Here is a 23,018-nt window from a genome sequence, read left to right as displayed (position 1 = left end):
TTGGCTAATTCTGCTAAACATCAGTTTTTTGAAAACAAAAAAGATTGCTAATCTGCAATCTTTTATATTTCTAAACGACTTAATTCAGCTCGTCTTGGACGGTTTTCTCTTGATTTCAAAATGTTTTCAACATCTTCTAATTTGAAACCTTTGGCTTTTAATAAAATTAAATAATGATACATTAAATCCGCGGCTTCATTAATAAATAAATCATCGTTGTTGTCTTTGGCTTCAATTACCAATTCGACTGCTTCTTCACCTACTTTTTGCGCAACTTTATTGATTCCTCTTTTGAATAATTTGTTAGTATACGAATCTGGATCGTTGTCTAAATCAATTCTATCGTTAATGGTTTGTTCTAATTCATATACAAATCCGTGGTTGGTTTCTTCTTTAAAACAAGTCGTAGAACCCGTATGACAAGTTGGTCCAAAAGGTTTTGCTTTGATTAAAATCGTATCGTTATCGCAATCAACTGCGATAGATTTTACTTCTAAAAAGTTGCCTGATTCTTCACCTTTTGTCCATAATCTATTTTTTGAACGAGAATAAAAGGTCACTTTTCCAATTTCTTGGGTTTTGTTAAAAGCTTCTTCGTTCATATAACCTAACATCAAAACCTTGTTGTTAAGATAATTTTGAATAATAACGGGAACTAATCCGTCGTTACTTTTATTGAAATCGATGTTCATCGTATCGGAATATTTTGTTCTTTTAAATAACTTTTAAGTGTTGGAATCGAAATTTCACCAAAGTGAAAAATACTTGCAGCCAATCCACCACTTGCTTTGGTTTGGGTAAAAACTTCTGTAAAATGCTCCATTTTTCCTGCGCCACCAGAAGCAATTACTGGAAGATTTACAGCGTCAGCAACCGCTTTTGTAATATCAATTTTGAAACCAGCTTTTGTTCCATCGCCATCCATAGACGTTAACAGAATCTCGCCAGCACCTAATTCTTCTACTTTTTTGACCCAATCTAACGTTTCCCATTCGGTTTCAATTTTTCCACCGCTTACGAAAACTTTTTGTGTCCCATTTCCATCGCGAGTATCTACTGCAACGACTACACATTGCGATCCAAATCGAGCTGCTAAATCTGCAATTAATTGAGGATTTTTGACAGCCGAAGAATTAACGGAAACTTTATCTGCACCAGCTTTGATGACCGCCGAAGCATCTTCCACAGAATTAATTCCGCCACCAACTGTAAACGGAATATTAATCGCTGAAGCAATTTTTTCAACCATTTCAGCTAAAGTTTTACGCTTTTCTAATGTGGCTGTAATATCCAAAAACACCAATTCATCAGCGCCTTCTTCTACATATTTTTTTGCCAATTCCACTGGATCTCCCGCATCGCGTAATCCAACGAAATTTATACCTTTTACTGTTCGTCCATCTTTGATGTCGAGACATGGTATGATTCTTTTCTTCAGCATATTAGTACAATTTTTTTAAGTCTTTCAATTGAATTCTCCCTTCGTAAATCGCTTTTCCAAGAATTGCTCCTTCGCAGCCTAATTCTTTTATTTTGATTAGATCATCGATTGAAGAAACGCCACCAGAAGCAATTAATTTGACCTCCGAAGTCGCTAAAATTTCTGCATATAAATCGTTTGAAGTTCCTTCTAACATTCCGTCTTTCGCGATGTCTGTACAAATCACATAATCAATACCTTTGGTTTTATATTCTTGAATAAAATCTATCACATCTAGTTCTGACGTTTCTAACCAACCATGTGTTGCTATTTTTCGATCTTTAGCATCTGCACCTAAAATGATTTTATCGCTTCCATACTGTGAAATCCATTCTTGAAATAATGTTGGATTTTGAACCGCAATACTTCCTCCAGTAATTTGGTTTGCGCCACATTCAAAAGCAATTCTAATATCTTGATCTGCTTTAATTCCACCTCCAAAATCAACTTTTAAATTGGTTTTAGAAGCAATTAATTCTAACGTTTTATAATTAATGATTTGTTTTGATTTAGCTCCATCTAAATCTACCAAGTGCAAATATTCGATACCATAATCCTCGAACTCTTTTGCTACTTCCAACGGATTTTCGTTGTATATTTTTTTTGTATCGTAATCGCCTTGTGACAATCGTACGCATTTTCCGTCGATAATATCTATAGCTGGGATGATTCTCATAACTGTTATGTCAGATTTACGATTTTGGAATTACGAATTACGATTAAGAAACAATCGTAATTCGTAAATTAACCTTCGTAAATTATTTTAATTCTTTCATGATCTCTTGGATTGCACGTTCCAATTGTGGGTCTTTATTTTCTAATCGATCTAAGAACGTATTTTTAATATAAATGTCAGGTTTAACTCCAGTTTTTTCTAAATTTTGTCCGTCCAAAGTATAAGTTCCCCAACTTGGTAAACGATAAAATGAGCCATCAACTAATCCTTTTCCAGAAGTGAAAATGATCCAACGATACGTTTCTTGACCAATGATTTTTCCTAATTTTAAGGCTTTGAATCCTGCAGCTGTCATTTCAGCATCGCTTAATGAGTATTCGTTAATTAATAAAACAATTGGTTTTCCTGAAGGTGCAAAATTCGGTTGAACAGTTAATTGTCCTTCACGATATTTCCATTTCAAATAAGGTCTTTGCGATAAAAAGTTCAAGACTTTATCATGCACATTTCCACCTGTATTGAAACGTAAATCTAAAATGACACCATCTTTTCTATTCTCTTGTTCTACCATGTCTAATAAAAACACATCCAATTCAGAAGTAGACATATTTTTCATGTACGAATAAGCGATTCTATCGTTGCTTAATTTTTTGACACGCTGACGATTTTCATAAATCCATTCATCATATAAAAGCGATTTCAATTCATTATTTGAAATAGGATGAATCTTCGTCGAAATTGTTTTTCCTTTTCGGTCAAATTCAAGAGTTAATTCTTCTAATTTTTTAGGTGTTGTAAAATAAGTTTCACGATTTTGGTTTTGATCGATTTTTTGTCCATTCACACTTACTAAAATATCACCTTCTTGAATATCAATATTTTTAAGGAAAGCAGGAGATTTTCGTAAGATTTTTTCAACTGTAAAAGGTTGATCTTTCTTGAAAATAATTCCCGTTTCGTTTGTGAAATAATTCAATCTTCGACTTTCTTCTTTTCCGAAAGATGAAAAACCTAAATGCGAAGAATTCAATTCACCTAGCATATCATTTAACAAAATTCTTAAATCATTTCGATTGTTAACATAAGGTAAAAACGTTGCGTATTGCTCTTTTTTCGCTTTCCAATCGATTCCGTGAAAATTCTCATCATAGAAATTTTCTTCTACTCCAGCCCAAGCTTCTTCGTACATTTGATTGAATTCTGAAGCCAAGTTTTTATTGAAATTATATTTAATACTAACTTTTTCAGGATTTGTAGAACTAATGCCAAATTTGTAAACAGAATTATCGATTAAAGCATAAAGATTTTTCTCATTTTTTACGATAAAATCAGCGCCTTTGTTGAATATTTTATCTGTTTTATCTTCTTCAAAATCAGTGGTTGTTTTTCTGTATAACTGAAATTTACCATTTTCTTGATTGGTGTTATAGAATAAAAATTGCTTTTTATCATCCGCAAAAACAAAAGGATTTGTCTGATATCCAAAACGGTCTGTTACCAATTCAATTCGTTCCAAGAATCCTTCTGGATTAATAGTTAATGCTTTAAAGTCGTTCTTTTCTTCTTTTTTCTCTTTCTTCTCAACCTTTTTTTCTTCTACAAATAAATTATCAAATTTTTCTGATTTATAAGCTTGGTCAAACCAATCTAAAGAAGCGCGATAAATACTTGATTCTTGCATTCCCAAAGGATAGGATGGGTTTTTTCTATCACTTGAAAAATAAATGTATTTTCCGTCTGGAGACCAAGTAGGATCGGCTTCGGAAACACCAGTATTAGTTAAATTAACAGTTGTATTTTTTTTGATGTTGTGAATAAAAATATCTAACTCGAAATTGCGTTTTGCAGAGAATAACACATATTCATCATTTGGAGAAAAAGATGGTTTTGAATTTTGGAAAGCCCAAATTTCATCTTTAACAATTGTTGATGATTTAAGTGATTTCAAATCTAATAATCTTACTTCATCGCCTCCACTTAAATAAACAGCTTGTGATAAATCATTGTTGAATGTAATGTCTCGATTATTTCTTAAATCAGAAGTTAATTGTTCAACTTTTCCTTTTCCATCTGCCGAAATTTTAAACCAATTTTGGTAACCTTTATAGGTTTGGTTGAATATTAAATTTTTATTGTCTTTTAACCATTTTACTTCTAAAACACGTTCTTTTCCATCAGAAATTTGATTGATAAACTTTCCTTCATTATCCGAAACAAAAATAATTCCTCTGCTTACAAAAGCCATTTTATTTCCGTCGGGAGAAATATCAAAATAATCAATATTATTTTCAACTTCAAAATTTTGTTCTTTTTCTAAAGATTTATTCGAATTAACATTAATTGTAAGTGGTTTCGAGGTTTTAGCTTTTACATCGTAAACAAATAATTGATAATCTTTTTCGAAAACAATTTTTGAACCATCAGCCGAAACAAAAGGTTTCTTGATCGAAGTTTCAAATTTTGTTAACGCTTCTTTTCTACCATTTGCTAACTGATATAAGTTGTATTCGCCATTATTTTCGTCCGAAATAAAATAAATAATTCCGTTTTTATCAACTGTAGGATTGAAATCTTTTCCGTTGTAATCGGTATATTGTTTATAACTTTTTGTGGTTGGATTATATCCTAATAAATCTGGATTATTTTCTCCTTTGTATCTTTTTCGTGTAACTTGACTTGCACTTTCAGATGAATTTGTGAAAATATATTCGCCTTGAGGAGTTTCTACTAAACCATTTGTTGTGTTGAAATAATTTGTAAAAAGCGCTTCTGGTGTTTTTCCATCTAAATCAATTTTAAAACTTCCAAATCCATTATTTTGATTTGATGTAAAATAGATCGATTTACTATCCCAGCTCCAACTTTCGACTTCGTCTTTGGCTTGATGAAACGTCAATTGCTTGATTTGTCCACCATTTATAGGCATCACATAAATATCGTAATTCCCGTATTGATTAGAACTGAATGCCAACCATTTTCCATCTGGAGAAACACGAGGATTAATTTCTTCACCTTCTAAAGCTGTGATTCTTGATGCATTCCCGCCATTTATATCGGTTGACCAAATGTCGCCATCGTAACTAAAATAAACCGTTTTAGCATCTGGACTTAAAGAAGGAGTAGAAGTGAAATACACTTTTTCCTGAGCAGAAACTTGCGAAATTGCAAAAGCACTAAGTAAAGTAAAAACTATTTTTTTCATGTGTGTGAATTTATAATTACTATAAACTTAGAAAGTTTTTTAGTATTTGTTCTCCTATTCCTGCAGATTTCTCTGGGTGAAATTGAGTTGCGTAAAAATTATCTTTATGTAAAGCTGCTGAATATTCTAAAATATAGTCTGTTTTCGCGATCGTGTATTCTGAATTCTCGCAATAAAAACTATGTACATAATAAATGTTGGAGTTCTCTTCTACTTCGTTAAACAAAGGTGTTTTTAAATCATAAATCGTATTCCAGCCCATATGAGGAACGATTTCTGTCGAAGGAAATAATTTCACTTGAATAGGGAAAATTCCTAAACAATCGGTATCTCCTTCTTCCGAATAAGCGCACATTAATTGCTGACCCAAACAAATTCCTAATGTTGGTTGTTTTAAGTTCTTAATGACTTTATCTAATCCTTTTTCTTTTAAATAATTCATTGCGGAACTTGCTTCTCCAACACCTGGAAAAATTACTTTATCTGCTTTTTGTAAGGTTTCAAAATCGTCCGTAATTATTGCTTTGTATCCCAAACGAGTTACTGCATTGTACACCGATTTTACATTTCCTGCATTGTATTTTACTATTGCTATCATTTTTTTTGTTCTAAGTTCTAAGTTCTAAGTTCTAAGTTCTAAGTCGTAAGGCATAAGGATAAGAAAATCCTTAGAACTTATACCTTAAGACTTAAGTCTACAAAAGTCCTTTTGTTGATGGTAAAATCATTTTTTCTAGATCGCGCTTAACCGCTACTTTTATGGCTTTGGCAAAGGCTTTGAAAATCGCTTCAATTTTGTGATGTTCGTTTGTGCCTTCCGCTTTGATATTTAAGTTTGCTTTTGCACCGTCTGTAAATGATTTGAAAAAGTGATAGAACATTTCAGTCGGCATTTGACCAATCATTTCACGTTTAAAATCTGCTTCCCAAACCAACCAATTTCTTCCTCCAAAGTCAATTGCTGCTTGCGCTAAACAATCGTCCATTGGTAAAGTAAATCCGTAACGTTCGATACCTAATTTATTTCCTAACGCTTGCGCGAAAACTTCACCTAAAGCAATTGCTGTATCTTCAATCGTGTGGTGTTCGTCCACTTCTAGATCTCCATCCACTTTTATCACTAAATCCATTTGTCCATGACGAGCGATTTGATCTAACATATGATCGAAAAAGTGAATTCCTGTCGAAATATCCGATTTTCCTGTTCCGTCAAGATTTAAATCAATTTTAATCTTTGTTTCATTCGTATTACGAACAATTGAAGCAGTGCGATTTTGAAGTTTTAAGAACTCGTAAATCTCTTTCCATGAAGTTGTTTTTAAAGCAATCGTTTCATTCAGACCTTCATTGTCTTTGATTTCGTTAGCGCCTAAAGCCTCATCATTCGCGATAAAAATTCCTTTTCCACCAAGATTTTGAGCTAATTTAACATCCGTTATTCGATCACCGATCACAAACGAATTTGTTAAATCATATTCAGGGTTATTGATATACTTTGTTAATAAAGCCGTTCCAGGTTTACGCGTTGGCGCATTTTCATGAGCAAAAGTTTTATCAATGTAAATACCCTCGAATTTCACGCCTTCATTTTCGAATGCTTTCACTACGAAATTTTGTATTGGCCAAAATAATTCTTCAGGATTAGAAGGCGTTCCTAAACCATCTTGGTTGGTCGCCATAACTAATTCGTAGTCCAATTCTTTTGCAATTTTACCTAAATAAGTAAATGCTTCTGGATAGAATTCTAATTTAGAAAAGCTGTCAACTTGATAATCTTCAGGCTCTAAAATTATGGTTCCATCGCGGTCTATGAATAGTAATTTCTTCATAATTTTATATTTACGATTTACAATTTTTGATTTATGAATGACAGAAATCGTCAATCGTAATTCAAGAATCATAAATTAAATTATTTTAAGTGTTTGTATTAATTTTTGGTTTTCCTCTTCTGTTCCAATCGTTATTCTTAAACAATTTTGACACAAATCATCGTTGTTTCGATTACGAATGACAATTCCTTTTTCGACCAATTGATTGTAACGTTCGTTTGCATTATCAACTTTAATCAAAATGAAATTCGCATCGCTTGGATAGATTTTTTCTACAAATGAAATTTCAGTTAAAGCAGTTTCTAAAACTTCTTTTTGTTCGATAATTGTATTTGTAACAGCTATCACTTTATCGTAATCGCTTAAAATTTCAATCGCTTTTAATTGTGTTAATTGATTAATATTATAAGGCGGTTTGATCTTGTTTAAAACATCCACAATTTCTTGTGAAGCATACAAAATTCCTAAACGGATTCCTGCCAAACCAACCGCTTTCGATAAAGTTTGTGTAACAATTACATTAGGATAATTTTTGATTTCTTTTATCCAAGAAACTCCCGTAGCGAAATCGATATAAGCTTCGTCGATAATTATTAAGCCATTGAAACGATTCACAATTTCTAAAATAGTTTCTCTTTTGATGATTTTTCCTGTTGGATTATTAGGTGAACATAAAAAAATCATTTTTGTATGTTCATCTACTTTCGAGAAAATATCTTCGATGTTTGGTTGAAAATCTTCTTTGTTTAATAACGATTTTCGGTATTCAATAGCGTTTAAATTCGCTAAAACACCATACATTCCATAGGAAGGTGAAATCGCAATAACATTATCTAGATTCGGTTCGCAAAATGCTCGGAAAATTAAATCTAACACTTCGTCACTTCCATTTCCTAATAGAATCTGATTTGCAGGAAAGTTTTTGATTTCACTTAAAATCCATTTTACATTACGTTGTAAAGGATCAGGATAACGATTCAATCCATTATTGAAAGGATTTTCGTTCGCATCCAAGAAAACGAAATCGTCATTTATTTCTTGAAATTCGTCACGAGCTGATGAATAAGCTTTTAGCGTTTTTACGTTAGGACGAATGATGTTATTTATGTTGAATGAATTCATGTACGATTTTTGATTTACGATTTTAGATCATTTAGTCTTAAGGTTACTGCATTTTTGTGAGCAAATAACTCTTCGGCTTCAGCCATTAATTCGATTGCTGGACCAATGTTTTGAATTCCTTCTGCTGATAATTTCTGAAACGTGATTTTCTTGATAAAACTATCAAACGAAACTCCTGAATAATTTTTTGCATAACCATTTGTAGGAAGTGTGTGATTGGTTCCTGAAGCATAATCACCAGCTGATTCGCACGAATAATTTCCTAAGAAAACGGAACCTGCATTAATAATTTTTTCGATGTAATTGTCAGCCGTTTCGCAAGCAAAAATTAGATGTTCTGGCGCGTAAATATTCGAGAAATTTACACATTCTTCGATAGAATTTAGAACAATTCCTCTTGAATTTTCTAGAGCTTTAGTTGCTAATTCTTTTCTTGGAAGAACTTCTAATTGAGCATTAATTTCAACAATTGTTTCGTTTAATGTTTGCTCATTCGTTGTTAATAAAATCACTTGCGAATCGATTCCGTGTTCTGCTTGTGACAATAAATCGGCTGCGACATATTTAGGAACTGAAGTTTCATCAGCAATCACCAAAACTTCACTTGGTCCAGCTGGCATATCAATAGCTACACCAAAGTTTTGAGCCACTTGTTTCGCAGCTGTTACATATTGATTTCCCGGTCCAAAAATTCTATCTACTTTTTGGATTGTTTCTGTTCCAAAAGTTAAAGCTCCAATCGCTTGGATTCCGCCAACTTTATATATTTTTTCAATTCCGATTAAGTTTGCAGTATACAAAATTGCTGGGTGAATTTTTCCTTCTTTGTTAGGAGGTGTACATAAAATAATATTTTGGCAACCAGCTAATTTAGCAGGAATTCCTAACATTAATGTCGTAGAAAATAACGGAGCTGTTCCGCCAGGAATATAAATTCCAATATTTTCTATACCGCGAGATTCTCTCCAACAATTTACACCTCTTGTTGTTTCAATAACTTTTATTTCTTCGGGTTGTTCAGCGTGAAACTTCTCAATATTAGAAGCTGCTAATTGAATTGCTTGTTTTAAATCTTCAGAAATTAAAGTTTTTGCTTCTTCAATTTCTTGAGTAGAAACTTCTAAAGAAGTTAACTTAACTTGATCAAATTTTTCTGTAAAAACAATTAATGCTTGATCTTTTTCTGTTTGAATTTTTCCAAAAACATCTAAAACGATTTTTTGTAAATCTTGTGCTTCTTTCGTTGGTCGAGCTGTTAACGTAGACCAGTCTGAAAGTTGAGGTTTGATATATGTTTGCATGTTGTTACGAATTACGATTTTAGAATTACGAATTACGATTGAATCGTAAATTGTAAATCGTCAATCAAAAATTATAAAATCATTTTTTCAATTTCTAATACTAAAATTCCTTCTGCACCCAAAGCTTTCAATTGCTCGATGATGTCCCAAAAAGTATCTTCCTTAATGACAGTGTGGATTGATGACCAACCTTTCTCGGCCAATGATAAAACTGTTGGAGATTTCATTCCGGGTAACAAAGCAATGATTTCTTCTAACTTTTCGTTTGGGGCGTTTAATAAAATATATTTGTTTTCAGAAGATTGTTTTACTGCTTCGATTCTAAATAAAAGACGATCTAAAATAGCTTGTTTTTCAGCATCGAGATTTTGATTAGAAATTAAAACAGCTTGCGATTCAACCACCGTTTCCACTTGTTTTAAACCGTTTGTTAATAGAGTAGAACCTGTAGAAACGATATCAAAAATAGCATTTGCCAAACCGATACTTGGAGCAATTTCTACGCTTCCTCCGATTTCTTCAATCTTGACATTAATTCCTTTTTCTTGGAAGAATTTCACTAAAATACGTGGATAAGAAGTTGCAATTTTTTTATCTTGAAAATAACTTAAATCTGTATAAATTTCATCTTTCGTGATCGCTAAACAAAGTTTGCAGCCAGCGAATCCTAATTGACGGATTTGAGTGACATTTTTATCTTTTTCCCAAACTTCATTTTCACCTAAAATACCAATATCAGCAACCCCTTGTTCTACATATTGCGGAATATCGTCATCACGTAAGAATAAAACTTCGATAGGGAAATTAGGAGATTCGGTTCTTAATTTTCGATTACTTGTAGAGATTTTAATTCCGCAATCTTTCAATAATTCGAGTGATTTTTCACTTAATCGACCGCTTTTCTGAATGGCTATTTTTAATTTACTCATTTTTAATATTTTATATTTTAAAGTTTGAGTAAATCGATGATTAAATCTTGAAGTAACAAAAAATCCCGTTCGATTTACTCAAACGGGATTTAGATATTGTGATAAAATCATTACATACCACTATCTGCTCGCTTGAGTGCAAGTATGATGGTGATGATGATGTAATTGATTTGGGTACATTTTACTTTTTTGCTGGAACAAATGTAGAAAGGAAATTTTAATTGACAATAGATTTTTTGAAAATTAGTAAATAAACTTGTTATTAATTATGAAAACCTTATTTTTTTCTATTTTTATCCAAAAGAACTCAAATATTTATTAAGTTTTATTGATTTGATTAATTCTCAATATTTTATAGAAAGTTCGGTTACATCCAAAACTTTCTTTTATTTTTGCAGTAATATATGTTAGAAAAACAAGAAGCACAATACGAAAAAGTAGTTTTAGTTGGGTTGATTACACGTGAACAATCCGAAGAAAAACTGACGGAATATATGGACGAATTGGAGTTCTTAGCTTATACAGCTGGAGCGACTGTTGGAGAACGTTTTACGCAAAGAATGGACAAACCTGATTCTAAATTCTTTGTAGGAAGCGGTAAATTAGATGAAATCACAGCTTTTGTCGAAGAATATGATATTGATACAGTTATTTTTGATGATGAATTAACGCCTTCTCAGTTGAAAAATATTGAGAAAGTTGTTAACAAAAAAATCATCGATCGTACACAATTGATTTTAGATATTTTTGCTCAACGTGCGCAAACTTCTTATGCGCGTACGCAAGTAGAATTGGCACAATACCAATATTTATTACCGCGATTAACACGAATGTGGACGCACTTAGAGCGTCAGCGTGGTGGAATTGGTATGCGTGGTCCTGGTGAAACGGAAATTGAAACGGATAGACGTATTATTCGTGATCGAATTACGTTATTGAAAGAGAAATTGAAAGGAATCGATAAGCAAATGGCTACTCAACGTAAAAATCGTGGAGCATTGGTACGCGTTGCGTTGGTTGGGTATACAAATGTTGGGAAATCAACGTTGATGAATGTCTTATCGAAGTCCGAAGTTTTTGCCGAAAATAAATTATTTGCAACATTAGATACAACGGTTCGAAAAGTGGTAATTGGTAATTTACCTTTCTTATTAACGGATACGGTTGGGTTTATTCGCAAGTTGCCAACACAATTGGTAGAATCGTTCAAATCTACATTAGATGAGGTTCGTGAAGCGGATTTGTTGGTGCATGTTGTGGATATTTCGCATGCGAGTTTTGAGGATCATGTGAATTCTGTGAATCAAATTTTAGCTGAAATAGAGTCGAAAGAAAAACCAACGATTATGGTTTTCAATAAAATTGATAATTTTTCTTATATTAAACAAGATGAAGATGATTTGTCTGAAAAGAAATTTGAAAATTATTCGTTAGAAGATTGGAAACGTACGTGGATGGCGAAAACAGATTATCCGACATTGTTTATTTCGGCAACGGAAAAAGATAATTTAGAAGATTTGCGAAAAACGGTTTATGAAGAAGTGAAAGAAATTCACATGAAACGTTTTCCTTATAATAATTTCCTTTTTCAATATTACGATGAGGAAGAAAATGATTCGGAAGAATAATAGTTTTAATTTTTAGATTTTTTAAGATTAAAAATTAGAATTAATATAACCATAAATAATAATCCAATTTGAATATAAAGACCCATTGAATTTTCACGAAAATTATTATACAACTTTATAAGACCATTGATTATTATAATCAGGAAGAATAATAATATTAGAGGCTTGTGTTTGAAATTCATAAATGTAAGTTTGTATTAAAGTTAGGAAATTTATATTTAATATTTTAAAATAAATAAGAGTTCAGTTTTTGGACTCTTTTTTTTGTTAACATCAACATCTAATTGATAAAATATGATAGAGCAATTAAAATCAACTTTACAAGATTTAGCGGACGATGATAAAGCGAAGATTATGATGCGTTTTTTCAAAACTGGAAAAGGAGAATATGGCGAAGGAGATATTTTTCTCGGGATTTCTGTTCCGAATCAGCGTTTGATTGCGAAATAATTTTATCAACAAGTTTCGTTAAATGACATCGAAAATCTATTGAATTTTAATATTCACGAATACAGATTAACTGCTTTGTTGATGTTGGTTTCGAAGTACGAAAAATCAAAAGATGAAAAAGTGAGAAAAGATATCATCGATTTTTATCTTGCTCAAACTTCTCAAATCAACAATTGGATTTGGTTGACATAAGTTGTTATAAAATTTTGGGCCATTATTGTTTTCATCAAAAGCGAGAAGAATTACTTTTTGAATTGGCGGATTCAGAAGATTTGTGGGAAAAACGAATCGCAATTGTATCAACGATATATTTTATCAAACAAAAATCATTTTCAATTGTTCCAGAAATTATGTTGAAAAATCTTCATCATTCGCACGATTTAATGCACAAAGCAAATGGTTGGATGTTGCGTGAAATGGGAAAAATGGACGAAGAAAAGTTGATTGAGTTTTTGGACGAATATACGTTGCAAATGCCAAGAACAACGTTGAGATATGCGCTCGAAAAAATTGATCCAATTCTCAAAGATTATTATATGAAATTGAAATAATTTGCATAAAAAAAAGTCGCTCTGTGAGCGACTTTTGATTTTATATCAAGAATAAATTCTTACAAAATAACATGACCTAATTTTGTCAATTTTTGATGATCTAAAACTTTGATTTTTCGTCCTTCAACTTCGATTAATTCATCAGTTTTGAATTCAGAAATCAAACGAATTGCAGATTCTGTTGCTGTTCCAATCAAATTAGCCATTTCTTCGCGTGTCAACGAAATGTTGATAAATCCGTCTTTGTCTGTTCCTAATTTTCCTTCTAATAAAATTAAAACTTCAGCCAAACGTTCGCGAACTGTTTTTTGTGCTAAATAAGTGATTGTTCTGGCGTATTCTCCCAAATCTTTTGCAATTCTTTGTAAAATATTGAAAGCTAATTTTGGATTAACTTCTAATAATTTTAAGAAGAATTTTTCTGGAATATAATATATTTCAACTGGCGTCATTGCAGTTGCAGATGCACCAAAAACTTCTTGACTTAAAATTGAGCGATAACCGATAATGTCACCTTCGTTGATAAAACGTAGAATTTGCTCTTTTCCATTAAAGCCAATTTTGAACAACTTAGCAGTTCCTTTCATTACGCAATATATACCTTTTGGTGTGTGACCTTCCTGTATAATTTCGTCTCCTTTTTTTAGGTTGATGATTTTCTTTTCTTGCTCAAACTCCAATAATTCTTCCTTACTAAAAACCCCGAAAGACTCTGGGTTATCAAACATCGCTTTAATCGATACTACATTTTCATTAAACTCTGACATATCTTGTTGTTATGACTTAATTCATACAAAGTTAACGTTAATTCTGATAAAAGGAAAGTAATTTTGTAAAATAGTATGGAAGAGAATTGTTTTCACTGTGGTCAACGAATTGAAGAAGAGGTTATTCAGTTCGATGAAAAGGATTTTTGTTGTCAGGGTTGTAAAACGGTTTACGAGATTTTAAACGTAAATAATCTAAAAGATTATTACGACCTTAATCGTAATGCAGGTTTGCGTCCTGATGAAAAAAGTAATCATCAATTTGATTTCTTAAACACAAAAGAAATCTTTGATAAAGTTGTCGATTTTTCAGATGACGGCGTTACAGTTGTGTCCTTTTATGTACCTGTAATGCACTGTACTTCGTGTGTTTGGTTGTTAGAAAGTTTGGATACGATTAACCCAAATATTATATCTTCTAATGTCAATTTTACACAAAAAACTGTTCAGATTACGTATCGTGATGCGGATTTGAAATTAGGTGATTTGGCAAGATTTATTACAAATTTAGGCTACAAACCTTCGATTAATCTAAAAACATTAGACAAAAAGAAAAAAAGCAAAGTCGATCGTTCTTTGGTGAGCAAATTGGTAATAGCAGGATTCTGTTTTGGGAATATTATGCTTTTATCTTTTCCAGAATATGTCGAAGTTTTTGGTAATGTAAAAGAACAATGGTTAGATCAAAACAAAGGATATTTCCGTTGGACAATGTTCGCGTTATCGTTGCCTGTTTTCTTTTATTCATCTACCGATTATTTTGTTTCGGCTTGGCAAGGTCTGAAAAATAAATATATCAATATCGATGTGCCAATTGCGTTAGGAATTATTGTGATTATGTTTAAATCGACTTATGATATCATTTTCGATATTTCGCCAGGTTACTTTGATACATTAGCGATGCTTTTATTTTTGATGTTGACAGGTAAATGGTTTCAGCAACAAACAATGCAAGCGTTGGCATTTGATCGAGATTACAAATCGTTTTATCCAATTGCAGTTGCGAAATTAGAAAATGGTTATGAACAACCAATTTTGTTGGCTGATTTGAAAAAAGGTGATCGAATTTTAATTAGAAATGAAGAAATTATTCCAGCCGATGCCATTTTGATGAAAGGTGAAGCGATGATTGATAACTCGTTTGTAACGGGAGAATCTCGCTTGATTCAGAAAAAAGCTGGAGATAAAATATTTGCGGGTGGAAAACAATCTGGTCATGCAATTGAGCTGGAAATTATTTCGGATGTTAATCAAAGTTATTTAACCCAATTATGGAACAATGATGCTTTCCAGAAAGAAGAATCTGAGTTGAATGCTTTGACGAATAAAATCAGTCATTATTTCACATTAATCATCCTTATTATTACAGCAATTTCTGCTGTTTATTGGTATTTCCACGATTCTTCAAAAATATTAGAAGTTGTTACATCAATCTTAATTATCGCTTGTCCTTGTGCGTTAGGTTTATCGTCTCCGTTTATTTTGGGACACATGATGCGTATTTTCGGGAATAAGAAATTCTATGTAAAAAATACATCAACAGTCGAAAGAATGGAGAAAATTACAGATGTAGTTTTTGATAAAACGGGTACAATTACGGAAAGTGATGAAGCGCAAGTGCAATACGAGGGGAAAGAACTTTCTGAGTATCAAAAGCAATTGGTGAAAGCATTGATTAGAAACTCTAATCACCCTTTAAGCCGTACATTATATAAGAAGTTGACGGTTGATGATCATTTGCCAATTTCTAATTACGAAGAAATTGTAGGAAAAGGTCAGCAAGCTGATGTAGATGGACATCAAGTAAAAGTTGGTTCGAGAAGTTTTACGAATGCTATTTTTAATGAAAATAGATTAAATCAATCTCAAGTTTTTATAGCGATTGATGGAGAAGTTTTTGGTAAATTTGTGTATACCAATCGATATCGAAAAGGTTTAGATCGTTTATTGAAAGAGTTGGGTACATATCAGTTACACGTTTTGTCTGGGGATAATGATTCTGAAAAAGAATATTTAGAAACTATTTTTCCAGCCAATGCAAAATTGATTTTTAATCAATCGCCAACTGATAAGTTAGAATATATCAAACAATTGGAACAAGAAGGGAAGAAGGTGATGATGCTTGGAGATGGATTGAATGACGCTGGAGCTTTGAAACAAAGTACAGTAGGGATTTCTATTTCTGAGGATATTAACAGTTTTTCGCCTTCGTGTGATGGAATTTTGGATGCAAAAAGTTTTTCGGCAATTCCAAATTTCTTGAAGTTATCGAAGACCACGATGAAATTTGTAAAAATTGCTTTTTTCATCAGTTTCTTGTATAATATTGTTGGACTTAGTTTTGCTGTTTCTGGTTATTTACAGCCAGTTGTAGCGGCTATATTGATGCCAATAAGTTCTATTTCAGTGTTAATTTTTGCAACGGCAAGTACCCGAATTGCAGATAAATTAACAAAATGGAATTTAGATTGATTTTAAATTAGAGTTATACATACTGCTCTGACCAAAATCATTGTGATAAGAACTTAGGGCTTTGTAATTTTGTGGAGCTATGGGGATATTATTATTAATGATATTAGTTAGTGTCTCTTTGGGGGCAATTTTCCTTCTTTTATTCTTTTTAGGGTATAAGAAAGGACAATTTGATGAGGATGAATCCCCAGCAGTGAGAATGTTAAAAGATGATAAAAAAACACAAGATAAAATCGACTCATAATGCAAATGCAGACTTTTAGTTACGACAATAAGATCGTAAAGTATTTCCTTTATGCCACATTGTTTTGGGCAGTTATGGCATTTTTCTTTGGAGTATTGGTTGCAACTTTGTTGTTTTTTCCAACGTTACCAGAATACATCTTCGGATCGGATGATGGTACAATCGGAGGGAACATCCAAGGCTTAATCAATTCGCAAGGAAAACTTGGTTTTGGTAGATTAAGAATGATTCACACAACATTTGCGGTATTCGCCTTTGTTGGGAACTCTTTCTTTACTGGAGCTTATTATTCAATGCAAAGGTTGTTGAAAACCAGAATGTACAGCGATGTTTTAAGCTGGATCGTTTTCTGGGGATGGCAATTATTTATTGTATTATCATTTGTAACATTTATCTTAGGATACAACACTTCTAAAGAGTATGCTGAGCATGAATGGCCAATTGATATTTTAATCGCGTTAGTTTGGGTATTGTTTGGAGCACAAATGTTCTTAACGATTGCTAAGCGTCGTGTACGTCACTTGTACGTTGCAATTTGGTTCTATATCGGAACTTGGGCAGCAATTACAATGTTACACGTGTTTAACAATTTAGAAATCCCTGTAACATTTAGCTTAACGGCTCCGAAATCATATTCATTGTATTCTGGAGTTCAAGATGCGTTAGTACAATGGTGGTACGGGCACAACGCCGTAGCATTCTTCTTAACGACACCTATCTTAGGATTAATGTATTACTTTGTACCAAAAGCAGCTAATAGACCTGTATTCTCATACAAATTATCTATTATCCACTTTTGGTCATTAATCTTTATTTATATTTGGGCTGGTCCTCACCACTTGCTTTATACAGCATTACCAGGTTGGGCACAAGCTTTAGGAACAGGTTTCTCTATCATGTTAATCGCTCCATCTTGGGGAGGTATGTTAAATGGTTTATTAACATTACGTGGTGCATGGGATAAAGTACGAGAAAATCCTATTTTGAAATTCTTCGTAGTTGCCTTAACTTGTTATGGTATGGCTACTTTCGAAGGTCCAATGTTAGCAACAAAAACATTAAATAAAATTGGTCACTTTACAGACTGGGTTCCTGCTCACGTACACGTAGGTACTTTAGGATGGAATGGATTTATCGCTTTTGGTATGATCTATTACTTAGCTCCAAAATTATTCAACACAAAATTAGCATCTGTTAAGATGGCTAATGCTCACTTCTGGATTGGTACTTTCGGTGTCTTATTCTGGGTAATTCCTATGTATGTTGCAGGATGGACACAAGGTTTAATGTGGAAACAATTCGCAGCAGACGGAACATTAGAATATGGTAACTTCTTACAAACAGTTACAATTCTTAAACAATGGTTATATCCATTACGTGCATTCGGTGGAACATTATACTTAATAGGAGCAATCTTAATGATTATCAATGTTTGGAGAACTGTAAAATCTGGACACTTTGTTGCAAATGAAGAAGCAGAGGCACCAGCATTAGCACCAAAAGCTTCTACACGTGCACAAGGAGAAGGTGTTCACTCTTGGATTGAGAGAACTCCATTGGTAATGACAATTGGAGCAGTATTAACTTTAGCAGTTGGTGGTTTAGTAGAGATTGTTCCTACAATCGTAGTAAAATCAAACGTACCTACAATCGCAAGTATCAAACCTTATACTCCGTTAGAATTAGAAGGACGTGATTTATATATTCGTGAAGGATGTAATGCTTGTCATACGCAAATGGTTCGTCCATTCCGTGACGAAGTAAAACGTTATGGTGAATACTCTAAAGCAGGAGAATTTGTTTACGATCACCCATTCTTATGGGGGTCTAAAAGAACTGGTCCAGACTTACACCGCGAAGGAGGTAAAAACCCAGATGCTTGGCATTACAAACACATGTGGAATCCACGTTCTACATCAGATGGTTCTATCATGCCTCGTTACCCTTGGTTAATTGATAATAAATTAGACCGTGAGTTGACGCGTGATAAAATGAAATCAATGGTTGCATTAGGTGTTCCTTATCAACAAGAAGATTTTGACAGTATGCAAGTTTCTATGAACAAACAAGCTTTAGCAATTGAGCAAACTATCTTTAAAGATGCATCTGACTTGAAAGAGTTATATGCGAAAAAAGAAGCAGAAGCTAAACAACAAGGTAAAGAGTTTGTTCCGTTAAGAGATCGTGAGATTACAGCGTTAATCGCATATTTACAACGTTTAGGAACAGATATAAAAGCTGAACAAGTAGAGACAGCAAGTAACTAATGTTAAAATATTATAAAGAATTCCTTTCTCAGTATGAGTATGCATCTTTGTTGCAGACATTAATCCTAATAGGATTTATAGCAGTCTTTGTGACGATTTTTGTTAAGGTTATGAAAAAACCAAAAGAGTATTACAAAGACAACGAGTCAGCAGCTTTAGATTTAGAACCAGAAGAGAACGAAAAAAATAATACAAAATGAGACAACGTACCCCGGCTTATATATTTATCCCATTAACGCTATTAGCAGTAATCTTAGCGTTTACAATGGTGACGCCAGTAGATGTGGTGCCAGAACCAGGTTTTCAAGGAATGATTCACAATTTATTGGAGCACTTGAAACATGTGTTTGCGCAAGGAATTTTCTGGGCAGTATTAGCAGTTGCAATCGTGATGCTTTTAATCATCAATGCTTTAAACAAAGTTGTTGAAGCAGAGAAATTTAAAAGATTATCTGAAGAAGAACAAGCTAAATATTTAGAAGATGGTAAAATAGGTTACTTCAAACGCTTATTTAGTTCAGCTGCTAAAAAACAATCTGATAAAGAAGAAGAGTCTATCATCTTAGATCATGGTTTTGATGGAATCAAAGAGTTAGACAATGCTTTACCACAATGGTGGTTATCATTATTCTATTTCGGTATTGTATTTATGGTTGTTTATGTAATGGCATATAGTTTTACAGACTTCGCTCACATGGACAAAGAATACGAAGAAGAAATGGTTTACAAAGATGCGCAAGATAGTATTTGGGCAGTTGCAAATGATATTGATATCACAGGAGCTGTAAACAAATCTAACGATCCTGCAATCGTAGAACAAGGTAAAAAAATCTTTGAGCAAAATTGTACACAATGTCACATGGAAGGTGGTAAAGGAGGTATTGGACCAAACTTAACGGATGATTACTGGGTGAATCATGTAGAAGATAGTTTATTCAAAAATATTTATCACATTGTTTACAATGGATCTCCTCACAATCCTCAAATGCGTGCATTTGGACAACGTAAAGAGTTATCTGGATTAGCAATTGAGAAAGTAGCTTCTTACGTATATTACATCAACCAAAAAGAACCTACGAAAACAGTTGCAGAAGGTGCAGCTGCTCCTCAAGGTGACTTAATGGAAGCATGGAAACAAAAGTAATTGATTGAATAATTACAACAAATATCATATTGAAAGAGAGCTTATTTATAAGCTCTCTTTTCTTTTTTAGTCGTAAATTTGTATATATTTAAAATTCACTATAATGAGTGTTCAAAATTCTGACCCAAAAGATGAATTTAATTTAGACGATTATTTGGATGAAAACAGCCAAATGAACGAAGATGTTCGTAGTTCCATTGGAACCATGGAGCGAACCGGAGAACGTAAATGGGTTTATCCTAAAAAACCAAAAGGTAAGTTTACAAACTATAGGACGTATGTAAGTTATGTATTGTTAGCAATATTAATCTTAGCGCCTTTCTTTAAATTACCTAATGGAAATCCATTGTTCAAATTTGATGTTTTGCACAGCCAATTCATTTTATTTGGTTTTCCATTTTTTACATCAGACTTCTTCCTTTTAGCTTTAGGAATGATCACGACAATTATTTTCATCGTATTATTTACCATGGCTTATGGTCGTTTGTTCTGCGGATGGGTATGTCCGCAAACAATTTTCTTGGAAATGGTTTTTCGAAAAATAGAATACGCCATAGAAGGAGATAGAGCAAAACAAATTAGATTAGATAAACAAGATTGGGACGAAGAAAAAATTCGTAAAAAATTATTGAAATGGACCATCTTCGCTATCATTTCATTTATTATTGCTAATGTTTTCTTAGCGTATATTATTGGAGCTGATGCTTTATACGCAGTTATAAAAGAAGGGCCAGCCGAAAATGTAGGAACATTGGTTGGATTAGTTTTCTTCTCAGCAATGTTTTATTTCGTATTCGCATGGTTCCGCGAACAAGCGTGTACATTGGTTTGTCCTTACGGACGTTTCCAAGGTGTATTAATTGATTCGCATACAATCAATGTAACATACGATTTTAAACGTGGTGAAGGAACAGCTGGTCGAGCAAAATTCAAAAAGAACGAAGATCGTAAAGCAAAAGGAAAAGGGGATTGTATTGACTGTGGTCAATGTGTTGTTGTTTGTCCTACTGGAATTGATATTCGTAACGGAATCCAATTAGAATGTGTTAACTGTACAGCTTGTATTGATGCATGCGACGAAGTAATGGAAAAAGTCGGTTTACCAACAGGATTGATTCGTTATGCTTCGGAAGATGATATCAAACGTGGCGAAAAATTCAAATTCACAAAACGATTAGCTGCTTATACATTTGCTTTATTATTATTAATTGGAGCAATGACAGCTTTCTTGTTCTCTCGGTCTGATGTAGAATCTAAATACCTTAAAGTTCCTGGAACAGATTACAAGGTAGAAGGTAAATATTACGTTAATCAATTCGAGTATACATTGTACAATAAAACAAATGCAGACCAAATTGTAACAGTTCAATTGCTATCACACAAAAACTCAAAAGTAGAAATGTACGAAGGCGAGAATAAATTGAACATGGAAAAAGGTCAAATCATCCAAGGAAAATTCTTCTTGAAAATTCCAATGGATGAAGTTAAATCGTACAAAGAAAAAGTAGTGATTGGATTAGTCAATCAAAAAGGAAAAGTAATCGATAAATACGAAACGAGCTTCTCAGCTCCATTCAAATATTAATCATATGAAGTTAAATTGGGGACATTATGTAGCAATTGCTTTGGGATGTTTTATGATATTCATTCTATCGTTGTTATATTTTGCAGGAGATACAGGCGGAATGGTAACCGAGGATTATTACGAAAAAGAAATTCATTTTCAGGATGAAATAAATGCAGAAAAACGAGCAAATGCTTTGACCGAGAAACCAGAAGTTATTGTACAAGCAAATGGATTTTTATTTAAATTTCCAGCAACTACTGCTTCCGATTTTAAAGGAGATATTTTTTTGATGCGTAATGATGACGAAACAAAAGATGTCAAAATGCCGATTAAATTATCTGATAAAAAGAATTTTTTAGTACCATCTGTTAAGTTAATTGATGGAGAATACGAATTAACTTTAAGCTGGAAAGAAAATAATCAAACTTATTTGATTAAAAAGTCCATTCGATGGATTTCACAATAGTTATCATAGCATTATCCATAGGTCTTACATCGTCCCTGCATTGCGTGGGGATGTGCGGACCTATTGCTTTATCTTTGGGATTAGAATCTCAAAACAAACTAAAATTTACACTTCGTAATTTGACTTATCAATTAGGACGTGTAACCACTTATACAATTTTAGGTGCAATTTTAGGATTGATTGGCGAATCATTTTCATTTGTTGGATTACAAAATTATCTAAGTATTTTGATTGGAGTTTTGATGATTATTATGGTCATGATTCCAAAATTTTACGAAAATGGTGCTACGCAACTTCGTCCTGTAAACGCCTTGATGGTAAAAGTAAAACTCTCTCTTGGTAAATTCTTAATCAAGAAAGATTCTTCCTCTCTTTATATAGTTGGTCTATTAAACGGACTTTTACCTTGCGGAATGGTTTACGCTTCACTTACAGCAGCCATTGGTTTAGGATCAGTTTACAAAAGTGCACTATTCATGTTCTTCTTCGGACTTGGAACCTTGCCTTTAATGTTTGCCACCGTTTTATTTGGTAATTTTTTATCAGTGAAACAACGTCAAACTATCTTAAAAATCTTACCAATTATCACACTTATTTTGGGTGTATTATTTATCCTTCGCGGATTAGAATTAAACATTCCTTTCATTTCACCAGCCAAAGAAGCACTTCAGCTAAATGGAATGGATGAGCATTGTATGTAAATTTATTTGTAATTAATTGAATTTTTGAATTTGAAAAATTCAAAAATTATTATTTTATCCTTATTAATTTCAATAATAATATTATTTATAGTTCAACATTTTGGAAAAGTATTTGAACAAAGTCCATTAGAATCTGACGGATTATATCCTTGTGAAAAAAATTATGAGGGTTATTTTGAACCATTACCTTATTCATTTGATAAAAATTATGATGATAAATTA

19 protein-coding genes and 1 pseudogene are annotated in these 23,018 nt (G+C 32.7%); 10 read left to right on the top strand and 10 right to left on the bottom strand.

From position 1 onward, the window contains the following. Window positions 1-62: 62 nt before the first annotated feature. The 9 genes from hisIE to hisG form a co-directional block, all read right to left on the bottom strand. Window positions 63-692, bottom strand: a complete 630-nt coding sequence (gene hisIE / locus B4E95_RS11105; protein ID WP_221854285.1) for a bifunctional phosphoribosyl-AMP cyclohydrolase/phosphoribosyl-ATP diphosphatase HisIE — start codon at window positions 690-692, stop codon at window positions 63-65. After that, window positions 689-1,441, bottom strand: coding sequence for an imidazole glycerol phosphate synthase subunit HisF (gene hisF / locus B4E95_RS11100; protein ID WP_221854283.1), 753 nt, complete (start codon window positions 1,439-1,441; stop codon window positions 689-691). Before hisF ends, hisIE begins: the two co-directional genes overlap by 4 nt. A gap of 1 nt (window position 1,442) precedes the next feature. Beyond that, the gene (gene hisA / locus B4E95_RS11095; RefSeq protein ID WP_291061086.1) at window positions 1,443-2,156 is read right to left on the bottom strand and encodes a 1-(5-phosphoribosyl)-5-[(5-phosphoribosylamino)methylideneamino]imidazole-4-carboxamide isomerase; all 714 of its coding nucleotides are present in this window, start codon (window positions 2,154-2,156) and stop codon (window positions 1,443-1,445) included. Window positions 2,157-2,238: 82 nt separating this feature from the next. Continuing rightward, entirely contained in the window at window positions 2,239-5,358 is a 3,120-nt protein-coding gene (locus B4E95_RS11090) for a S41 family peptidase (protein ID WP_291091545.1), read from the bottom strand. A gap of 19 nt (window positions 5,359-5,377) precedes the next feature. Further along, window positions 5,378-5,956, bottom strand: coding sequence for an imidazole glycerol phosphate synthase subunit HisH (gene hisH / locus B4E95_RS11085; RefSeq protein ID WP_291091544.1), 579 nt, complete (start codon window positions 5,954-5,956; stop codon window positions 5,378-5,380). A gap of 97 nt (window positions 5,957-6,053) precedes the next feature. Continuing rightward, a complete protein-coding gene (gene hisB, locus B4E95_RS11080) occupies window positions 6,054-7,187 on the bottom strand; it encodes a bifunctional histidinol-phosphatase/imidazoleglycerol-phosphate dehydratase HisB (protein WP_291091542.1) in 1,134 nt (377 codons plus the stop codon). A 75-nt stretch (window positions 7,188-7,262) separates the two neighbouring features. After that, entirely contained in the window at window positions 7,263-8,309 is a 1,047-nt protein-coding gene (hisC, locus tag B4E95_RS11075) for a histidinol-phosphate transaminase (RefSeq protein WP_291091540.1), read from the bottom strand. 14 nt (window positions 8,310-8,323) lie between these two features. Continuing rightward, the gene (hisD, locus tag B4E95_RS11070) at window positions 8,324-9,610 is read right to left on the bottom strand and encodes a histidinol dehydrogenase (protein WP_291091538.1); all 1,287 of its coding nucleotides are present in this window, start codon (window positions 9,608-9,610) and stop codon (window positions 8,324-8,326) included. 71 nt (window positions 9,611-9,681) lie between these two features. After that, window positions 9,682-10,539 carry an ATP phosphoribosyltransferase gene (gene hisG / locus B4E95_RS11065; RefSeq protein WP_291091536.1) on the bottom strand — a complete coding sequence of 286 codons (858 nt, stop codon included), beginning with the start codon at window positions 10,537-10,539 and terminating at the stop codon, window positions 9,682-9,684. Between the two features lie 404 nt (window positions 10,540-10,943). On the opposite strand from hisG, the gene hflX reads away from it, so the two are divergent. Beyond that, a complete protein-coding gene (gene hflX / locus B4E95_RS11060; protein WP_221854272.1) occupies window positions 10,944-12,167 on the top strand; it encodes a GTPase HflX in 1,224 nt (407 codons plus the stop codon). Window positions 12,168-12,461: 294 nt separating this feature from the next. Beyond that, window positions 12,462-13,168: pseudogene (locus B4E95_RS13160) on the top strand (DNA alkylation repair protein). A 59-nt stretch (window positions 13,169-13,227) separates the two neighbouring features. On the opposite strand, the gene B4E95_RS11050 reads toward B4E95_RS13160, so the two are convergent. After that, the gene (locus tag B4E95_RS11050; protein ID WP_125349884.1) at window positions 13,228-13,935 is read right to left on the bottom strand and encodes a Crp/Fnr family transcriptional regulator; all 708 of its coding nucleotides are present in this window, start codon (window positions 13,933-13,935) and stop codon (window positions 13,228-13,230) included. Window positions 13,936-14,010: 75 nt separating this feature from the next. Here B4E95_RS11050 and B4E95_RS11045 point away from each other — a divergent pair, with 75 nt between their 5' ends. The 8 genes from B4E95_RS11045 (at window position 14,011) to B4E95_RS11010 (ending at window position 22,796) form a co-directional block, all read left to right on the top strand. Continuing rightward, entirely contained in the window at window positions 14,011-16,407 is a 2,397-nt protein-coding gene (locus tag B4E95_RS11045; protein ID WP_286495317.1) for a heavy metal translocating P-type ATPase, read from the top strand. Between the two features lie 79 nt (window positions 16,408-16,486). Next, on the top strand, window positions 16,487-16,651 hold the full coding sequence (gene ccoS / locus B4E95_RS11040; RefSeq protein ID WP_019974626.1) for a cbb3-type cytochrome oxidase assembly protein CcoS: 165 nt from the start codon (window positions 16,487-16,489) through the stop codon (window positions 16,649-16,651). Next, the gene (gene ccoO / locus B4E95_RS11035) at window positions 16,651-18,918 is read left to right on the top strand and encodes a cytochrome-c oxidase, cbb3-type subunit II (protein WP_221854267.1); all 2,268 of its coding nucleotides are present in this window, start codon (window positions 16,651-16,653) and stop codon (window positions 18,916-18,918) included. Before ccoS ends, ccoO begins: the two co-directional genes overlap by 1 nt. Further along, window positions 18,918-19,118 carry a cbb3-type cytochrome c oxidase subunit 3 gene (locus B4E95_RS11030; protein ID WP_291091534.1) on the top strand — a complete coding sequence of 67 codons (201 nt, stop codon included), beginning with the start codon at window positions 18,918-18,920 and terminating at the stop codon, window positions 19,116-19,118. The genes ccoO and B4E95_RS11030 overlap by 1 nt, the downstream gene beginning before the upstream one ends. Then, on the top strand, window positions 19,115-20,062 hold the full coding sequence (locus B4E95_RS11025; RefSeq protein WP_291091532.1) for a cbb3-type cytochrome c oxidase N-terminal domain-containing protein: 948 nt from the start codon (window positions 19,115-19,117) through the stop codon (window positions 20,060-20,062). The genes B4E95_RS11030 and B4E95_RS11025 overlap by 4 nt, the downstream gene beginning before the upstream one ends. 103 nt (window positions 20,063-20,165) lie before the next feature. Beyond that, entirely contained in the window at window positions 20,166-21,647 is a 1,482-nt protein-coding gene (gene ccoG, locus B4E95_RS11020; RefSeq protein WP_221854265.1) for a cytochrome c oxidase accessory protein CcoG, read from the top strand. Between the two features lie 4 nt (window positions 21,648-21,651). Further along, window positions 21,652-22,095, top strand: a complete 444-nt coding sequence (locus B4E95_RS11015) for a FixH family protein (protein ID WP_286495315.1) — start codon at window positions 21,652-21,654, stop codon at window positions 22,093-22,095. After that, window positions 22,080-22,796: a sulfite exporter TauE/SafE family protein gene (locus B4E95_RS11010; protein WP_280051212.1), complete on the top strand. Its 717-nt coding sequence runs from the start codon at window positions 22,080-22,082 to the stop codon at window positions 22,794-22,796. The genes B4E95_RS11015 and B4E95_RS11010 overlap by 16 nt, the downstream gene beginning before the upstream one ends. Window positions 22,797-23,018: the final 222 nt, after the last annotated feature.

Source organism: Empedobacter sp. UBA7494, assembly GCF_002478465.1.
Taxonomy (GTDB): domain Bacteria; phylum Bacteroidota; class Bacteroidia; order Flavobacteriales; family Weeksellaceae; genus Empedobacter; species Empedobacter falsenii_B.
Note: the sequence above shows the minus strand (reverse complement) of the source record. Positions and strands in the feature narration are given on the sequence as shown.